The 7,849-nt window shown below is 60.5% G+C and carries 5 protein-coding genes and 1 pseudogene; all 6 read left to right on the top strand.

Annotation, left to right across the window (positions count from 1 at the left end):
• Positions 1 to 619: pseudogene (locus L4923_RS24195) on the top strand (cell division protein FtsZ); the annotation flags it as partial.
• A gap of 269 nt (positions 620 to 888) precedes the next feature.
• Complete coding sequence (lpxC, locus tag L4923_RS24190; RefSeq protein WP_239369664.1) at positions 889 to 1,833, top strand: UDP-3-O-acyl-N-acetylglucosamine deacetylase; 945 nt, start codon at positions 889 to 891, stop codon at positions 1,831 to 1,833.
• Between the two features lie 199 nt (positions 1,834 to 2,032).
• The gene (locus L4923_RS24185) at positions 2,033 to 2,923 is read left to right on the top strand and encodes an outer membrane protein assembly factor BamD (RefSeq protein WP_239369663.1); all 891 of its coding nucleotides are present in this window, start codon (positions 2,033 to 2,035) and stop codon (positions 2,921 to 2,923) included.
• Positions 2,924 to 2,983: 60 nt separating this feature from the next.
• Positions 2,984 to 4,654 (top strand): DNA repair protein RecN, encoded by a 1,671-nt coding sequence (gene recN / locus L4923_RS24180; protein WP_239369662.1) that lies wholly within the window; start codon positions 2,984 to 2,986, stop codon positions 4,652 to 4,654.
• A 196-nt stretch (positions 4,655 to 4,850) separates the two neighbouring features.
• Entirely contained in the window at positions 4,851 to 7,064 is a 2,214-nt protein-coding gene (gene ligA, locus L4923_RS24175; protein WP_239369661.1) for an NAD-dependent DNA ligase LigA, read from the top strand.
• Positions 7,064 to 7,765, top strand: a complete 702-nt coding sequence (locus L4923_RS24170) for a DUF2461 domain-containing protein (protein WP_239369660.1) — start codon at positions 7,064 to 7,066, stop codon at positions 7,763 to 7,765. Before ligA ends, L4923_RS24170 begins: the two co-directional genes overlap by 1 nt.
• Positions 7,766 to 7,849: the final 84 nt, after the last annotated feature.

Here is a 7,849-nt window from a genome sequence, read left to right as displayed (position 1 = left end):
GCCGCAGGCTGCTCTTCAAGAACCGCGCGCTGCGGACCCTGTCGCTGAGGCTATCCAGCAGGCAGAAGCCAATGCCGCGGCATTTGCCCATCAGCCGCGCGTCGCTCAGGCTGCTCCACAGGATGACTTCCGTCCGCAGAGCAAGCTGTTCCAGGCGCCCCCGGCTCAGCCGCAGCCACATCCGGTCATGCAGCAGGCCGCCGCGCCGCAGCCCGCTCCTCAGCCGGTTCGCGAAGTTGCCCCGCAGCAGCCAGTTGCGGCCCAGCCCCGCATGCCCCGGGTGGAAGACTTCCCGCCGGTGGTGCGTGCCGAAGTCGAAGCCAAGCAGCATCCGGTAGACCATGAAGACCGTGGCCCGATGGGGCTGCTGAAGCGGCTCACCAACGGCCTGACCCGCCGCGAGGAAGAGCCGGCTCGCTTGCAGCCCGCGCAACCGCGCGAGCCGAAGCTGCGCCAGGCTGCCCCGGAAGTGCGTCGTCTGGCTCCGCAGGACGCACAGCTCTACGCTCCGCGTCGGGGCCAGGCCGATGACCACGGCCGCTTCGCACCGCAGCAGCGCGCGACTCACGAAGACGATCAGCTGGAGATCCCGGCCTTCCTGCGCCGGCAGGCCAACTGATCCTCTAACGGATTGTAACAGTTGTTAACAGGCAGGCGGGCGACCGCCTGCCTGTCGACGTTAATAATGATGGAAAAACAAGTGCTTATACGTTGCCTTTTTGCTCGCTTGGCAGTTACATCGGGTAAAAAAGCGTGATTTGGAGTATACCTGAGCGGCCACTATCTTCCGCGGGCAACAATGGCGGCGGGTGTTTTGGGGATGTACCCTGCCGATCAGAAAATCAAAGGCAGCGACCGAAAAGCCGATTGGCCGCGCCGTCAGGGCACATGGGGATCAGCTTGCAGGACTACCAAACAACCCTCAAATCGCGAGTCACATTGACCGGCATAGGTGTGCACAGCGGCAATACGGTCACTGTCCATTTCCTGCCTGCCGATGCCGACACCGGTATCGTCTTTCATCTGGCTGATGGCGACCAGTCCGTGCGCGAGTTTCGTGCACTGGTCTCCGAGGTCGGCGCTACTGATCTATGCACCATGCTTGGGGATCCCAGCGGCCAGCATATCGCAACCGTCGAACATTTGATGGCGGCGGTGCTAGGGCTTGGCATCGACAATATGATCGTCGAAATCGACGGTCGTGAGGTGCCGATTCTCGATGGCAGTTCAATGCAATTCGTCGAGGCGATCGATCAGGCGGGCATCGAGATTCTCTCGGTGAAGCGTCGCTTCATCCGCGTCCTCAAGACGGTGCGCATCGAGAATGGGGCTTCCTGGGCAGAGTTCCGCCCATATTCCGGTACGCGTTTCGAGGTCGAGATCGATTTCGAAAGCCCGGCGATCGGCCGCCAGAATTTTGCCGCCGATCTGAATGCAGATGTTTTCCGTAGCGAAATTGCCCGTGCGCGCACATTCGGCTTCATGAAAGATGTTGAGCGGCTTTGGGCGGCCGGCTATGCGCTTGGTTCCTCGCTCGACAATTCGCTCGTTATTGGTCACGACCATCGTGTCATCAATGTCGGCGGTCTGCGTTATCCGAACGAATTCGCCCGTCACAAGACATTGGACGCGATGGGGGACCTGGCTCTGGCCGGTGCTCGCTTCATCGGATGTTTCCGCTCTTACCGCGGTGGTCACAGGCTGAACGCGGCGGCACTTCGCCGTCTTCTGTCGGATCGCACAGCCTTTGAGGTGGTGGAGACGACTCGCCGCGGCCGTTCCGGTGAGATGACCGCCATCAGCGCTCCTGTCTACGCTCCTTGGACGATTTGAATTTCGCCGGCTCTCGGTCCTGGAATGCGCCTGTTGCACGGGCGCATCACCTATCCGTTGAATTCTTAATCTCCATTTCGTGGCGGATTGCGCCACAAAATTGCACGATTGCAGGGTGATAGCGTTGCCGCGCGCGCTGTTTTTGGTTTATGGCTGCTCGCCGACGTGGGCAATGGCGCCGAGAGGGCGAATTTCGATCATGTTTTTCAGACAGGCCGACCAGTTGGAGGCGCCGGCATCGGCGCTGAAGGCGCCGTTTTCTACTACCGTTCTGGCACTTTCGATGCTGGCCGCTCCGTTGATGCTTTCGGGCTGCATGTCCTCGGAAAAGGACATCGATCTGTCGACCTATGTCGAGCAGACCGAACCTGCAGACGTGCTCTACAATCAGGCGCTCGCCAATATGAACGCTGGTCGTCTCGACGAGGCCGCCAAGAAGTTCGCCGCCGTCGACCGGCAGCACCCTTATTCGGAATGGGCGCGCAAATCGATGGTGATGGGCGCCTTCACCAATTACCGACAGGGCAAGTATGACGAAGCGATCAGCGCAGCCAAACGCTATCTGACGCTTTATCCGTCCACCGACGAAGCTGCCTATGCGCAGTACATCATCGGCCTCAGCTATTATAAGCAGATCGAGGATGTCACGCGCGATCAGAAGGAAGCCAAGCTTACCATCCAGACCATGCAGGAACTGGTGACGCGCTGGCCGGATTCTGAATATGTTGAAGATGCCAAGACCAAGATCCGTTTTGCCAACGACCAGCTCGCCGGCAAGGAAATGCAGGTTGGCCGCTACTATCTCGAGCGAAAGGAATACCTTGCCTCGATCAAGCGCTTCCGCAACGTGGTCGAGAACTATTCCAACACCCGTCACATTGAAGAAGCATTGGCGCGCCTGACCGAGGCCTATTATGCTCTGGGTCTTGTCGACGAGGCGCAGACCGCCGCCGCCGTGCTCGGCCAGAACTATCCCGACAGCGATTGGTACAAGGATTCTTACAAACTCCTGCAGAGCGGCGGCCTGAAGCCGCGCGAGAACGCAGGGTCGTGGATTTCCAAGGCCGGCAAGCTGATCACCGGCGCCTGACGCTTCACATAGCGCGCCTCATGGGGCGCGCACGGCCATCCTTGATGCTATAGAGCGCCGATGCTCTCCAGGCTATCGATTCGCGATATTGTCCTGATCGAACGGCTCGATATCGATTTCGCGCCGGGTCTCTCCGTTTTGACCGGAGAGACGGGTGCCGGCAAGTCCATCTTGCTTGACGCGCTGTCACTGGCCCTTGGAGCGCGCGGTGATGCCTCCCTGGTACGACATGGTGCGGCGCAGGGGCAGGTGACGGCGGTGTTCGACGTTCCGCGTAATCATCCAGCACGTGAAATCCTGGCCGAGAACGCCATCGAAGATGATGGCGACATAATCCTGCGCCGGTTGCAAACGGCGGATGGGCGAACGCGTGTCTTCGTCAACGACCAACCATCATCCGTCACGCTGATGCGCGATATCGGCCGTGCGCTGGTAGAGATTCATGGCCAGCATGATGATCGCGCCTTGGTCGATCCTGGCGCGCACCGTGATCTGCTGGACGCGTTCGGCGGTCATCTCGGGGCCGTCCACAGCACCGGCGAAGCCTGGCGGTACTGGCGGCAAGCCGAGCAGGACCTGGCGCGTCACCGTGCCAAGGTAGAAGCAGCTGCGCGAGAAGCCGATTATCTGCGTGCTTCCGTGGCGGAACTTGCCAAGCTTGATCCGCAACCTGGCGAAGAAACAGAACTGGCCGAATTGCGCTCGGTCATGATGCGGGCTGAAAAGATCGCCGCCGAAATCCACGATGCCCAAGATGTTTTGTCCGGTCCAGCCTCGCCCCTGCCGCAACTCGCCAGCCTGCTGAGGCGTTTGCAGCGCAAAGCCGGGGAAGCGCCGGGCCTGCTGGAAGACGTGGTCAAGTCGCTGGATGAGGCAATGATATCGCTCGACGCTGCCCAGTCGGGCGTGGAGGCGGCATTGCGCGCAACCGAATATGATCCACAGCGGCTGGAAAAGGCCGAGGAGCGGCTGTTTGCGCTGCGTGCGGCAGCACGCAAGCACAATGTGGTCGTCGACAATCTCGCGCAGTTGCGTGACACGATGTCCGCCGACCTCGCCGATCTGGACGCGGGCGAGGAAAAGCTTGCAGCGCTGGAAAAGCAGGCGGCCGCGGCACGCGAAGCTTATGACCAGCTTGCCGCTGAGCTGTCGGGTCTTCGTCATGCTGTGGCTACCGGGCTCGCCAAGGCCGTCATGGCTGAACTCCCGGCACTGAAGCTGGAGCGGGCCGAATTCATCGTCGAGATTGCGAGTGAGCCCGCCAACCGGCTGGAAGAGGGCATCGACCAGATTGAGTTCTGGGTGCGCACCAATCCGGGCACCCGGCCTGGGCCGATGATGAAGGTTGCTTCCGGTGGCGAGCTTTCGCGATTCCTTCTGGCGTTGAAGGTGGCGTTGGCCGATCGTGGCTCAGCCCCGACGCTGGTTTTCGACGAGATCGACACCGGAGTGGGTGGCGCCGTGGCCGATGCGATCGGCCAAAGGCTGGCCAGGCTGTCCAAGCGTGTGCAGGTTCTGTCCGTCACCCATGCGCCGCAGGTCGCGGCACGCGCGGCAACGCATTTCCTGATCTCGAAATCCGGCACGGATCGTGTTGCCACTCGCATTGCCGAGATGGATCGCGGCGCACGACAGGAAGAGATCGCCCGCATGCTGGCTGGCGCCAGCATCACAGACGAGGCGAGGGCTGCCGCCGAGAGGCTGCTGCGCGAAAATACGGTCGCGTCGTGAGCTGTCGGGAGTGACCGCCCGGAGCAGCGGAAGCGGTTTACTTTTCGAGGGAATTTGCAGAAGACTTCAGAGCAATTCCAGCACAAGTGCAGGCGGTTGCGCCCGGGATTGCGTAGAAAAACAGAGTTGGTGCGTTTCCGGTTTGTCCAGAACAACGGAAACGTCCCAGGTCCCGCATTGGGGGAAATTGTCGCGCATGCCTGAACAGAACAAACCTGTCGAAGCCCTGAGCGCAGAGGAAGCAGCTGTAGAACTCGAGCGCCTTGCCGCCGAGATCAAAGAACACGATCGCCACTATCACGGCGAGGATGCGCCGGTCATCTCGGATGCCGACTATGATGCGTTGCGCCGCCGCAACGCGGCGATCGAGGAGGCTTTTCCTGACCTGATACGGGCAGATAGCCCGACCGGCTCGGTCGGTGCGGCGCCAGCGGAGGGCTTTGCCAAGGTCCGTCATGCCGTGCCGATGCTCAGCCTCGCCAAAGCCTATACGGATCAAGATGTCGTCGACTTCCTGGAGCGCGCCAAGCGTTTCTTCGAGCGGGACAAGGATTTCGATATCGCCTTTACGGCGGAACCCAAGATCGATGGGCTTTCGGCTTCGCTTCGTTACGAAAACGGTGTCTTTGTCCAGGGTGCCACACGTGGTGACGGCGCAGTGGGCGAGGACATCACCGCCAATCTGAAGACAATTGCCGATATCCCGCACAAGCTGAAGGGCTCTGGCTGGCCCGAAGTCATCGAAATCCGCGGCGAAGTCTATATGACTTATGCCGAATTCCAGGCATTGAAGGAGCGGTCCGCTGCCGCGGGCGGCCAGGATTATGTCAACCCGCGCAACACGGCAGCGGGATCGCTGCGCCAGAAGGATCCGTCGGTCACTGCCACCCGCAACCTGAAATTCTTTGCCTATGCATGGGGCTACACCTCCGAGGATCCGGCTCCGACGCAATATGAAGCGGTGCAGAAATTCGCCGATTGGGGGTTCAAGATCAGCCCGCTGATGGTGCGTGCCAAATCGGTTGATGACCTCATCGCACAGTATAGGCTGATCGAGGCACAGCGTTCTTCGCTCGGCTACGACATCGACGGGGTCGTCTATAAAGTCGATCAGCTTGAACTGCAGCGGCGCTGGGGCTTCGTCACCGGTGAGCCGCGCTGGGCGATCGCGCACAAGTTTCCGGCCGAGCAAGCGACGACGATTGTCCGCAAGATCGACATCCAGGTCGGCCGCACGGGAACTTTGGCGCCAGTCGCCCGCCTCGACCCAGTGACGGTAGGCGGCGTTACGGTCGTCAATGTGACGTTGCACAATGAAGACTACATCAAAGGCTTCGACAGCAACGGCGAGCCGATCCGCGAGGGCAACGACATCCGTATCGGCGATACCGTTGTGATACAACGGGCAGGGGATGTCATCCCGCAGATCGTCAGCGTTGTTGCCGACAAGCGGCCCGCGGATGCCGTTCCTTATGAATTTCCGCACACCTGTCCGGTCTGTGGCTCGGCAGCAACGCGCGAAGTCAATGAGAAAACCGGCAAGGAAGATTCGCGCAGGCGCTGCACGGGTGAACTGATCTGTCCGGCGCAAGCAGTCGAGAGGCTCCGTCATTTCGTGTCGCGTGGCGCGATGGACATCGAAGGCCTCGGAGCCGAAAACATCGATCTGTTTTTCAATGCCGGGCTTCTGAAGACAGCCGCAGATATTTTCAGGCTGAAGGACCGGCGCACCGAAGTGCAGCAGGCCCTGTTCGAACGGCGCGAGGCACAGGCACAGGCGCGCGAAGCGGCCAAGGGCACCGCGCGCAAGAAGGTGCTGACAGCCGAAGAGCGTACCTATGAGGGGCTCGAGAAGCTTTTCGATGCGATCGATGCGCGCCGCGAGCCTGAGCTCGACCGTTTCATCTTCGCGCTCGGCATCCGTCATATCGGCGAAACGACGGCCGCGGCACTTTCAAAGACATTTTCGACGGCCGAAGAATTCATCCGCGTCGGCAAGGAGGCGTCCAAGGCGGACGACCCCCACACCGTTTTCCCGTCCATCAACGGCATTGGCGATACGGTGATCGGCGCTCTTTGCGACTTCTTCGGCAATGAGCGCAATGACGACGTGTTGGACGCATTGCTGCAGCAGGTCCACCCGAAGCCCTATATCGTCAATGTGTCTGCCGACAGCCAGGTCGCGGGAAAGACCGTCGTGTTCACCGGCTCTCTGGAAAAGATGTCGCGATCGGAGGCCAAGGCAATGGCCGAACGGCTGGGTGCGAAGGTCGCGGGGTCGGTTTCGGCCAAAACCGACCTTGTCGTTGCCGGACCCGGCGCAGGTTCGAAACTCAAGCTCGCAACGGACCTCGGCATCGAGGTCATCGATGAAGACGCCTGGTTCGAGAGGGTCGGACGGAGCGGGTGATGACTGAGACATTCGCCGGCTTCGGCCAGAAAGCCATTCCGTTCCTGAAGGCGCTGGATTTTCATCAGAGCCGTGAGTGGTTCCAGGAAAACCGCGAACTGTTCGAAAGTGAATTGCGTGAACCACTCGGCAATCTGGTCGAGACGCTTTCGGAGCGTTTTGGCGCAGCAGGGCTGGGCCTGCGTGGCGACCGCAAGAAATCGCTGTTCCGCATCAATCGCGACGTGCGTTTCTCAAAGGACAAGCGGCCCTATACCAACCATGTGTCCGCGATCCTGTCGCCGGACGGCACCAAGATGGAGCAGGGCGTCTTCTTCTTCTACCTCGGTCTCGATGCCTGTTTTGCCGCGGTTGCATGGTGGCAGCCGGAGGCGGCGATGCTGCAGGCCATGCGACGTTCGATCGAGACGAAACCAGAGCAGTTCCGCAAGCTGGTTGCTGTTTTGAGGAAGAGCAAGCTGGAACTCGGGACGCAAGGCGCCATGAAGCGCATGCCGCGTGGTTTTGAGCATGTTACCGAAACAGACCTGGCCGCAGCGATCCGCAATCGGCATTTTGTCGTGCGGCGAGACATCGATCCAGCTGTCATACATACGCCGGCGCTGGCCGACATTCTGGTCGATTTTGCCGCGCAAGCCCGGCCGCTGCTTGACTGGGGGAGGGCGATCCAGGGAACGGTTGTACCGCTCTCTCAGGGCTGAAGCCCGGCCGAAGCATCATTTTCGCTGATCGTTTGGCTCAAGCGAATTGGTGTGACTTCCGACAACCAGCTACCTACATGTCTC

The sequence above is a fragment of the Terribium retamae genome (genome assembly GCF_022347545.1).
Classification (GTDB): Bacteria; Pseudomonadota; Alphaproteobacteria; order Rhizobiales; family Rhizobiaceae; genus Mesorhizobium; species Mesorhizobium retamae.
This window is presented reverse-complemented; position numbering and strand designations above follow the sequence as displayed.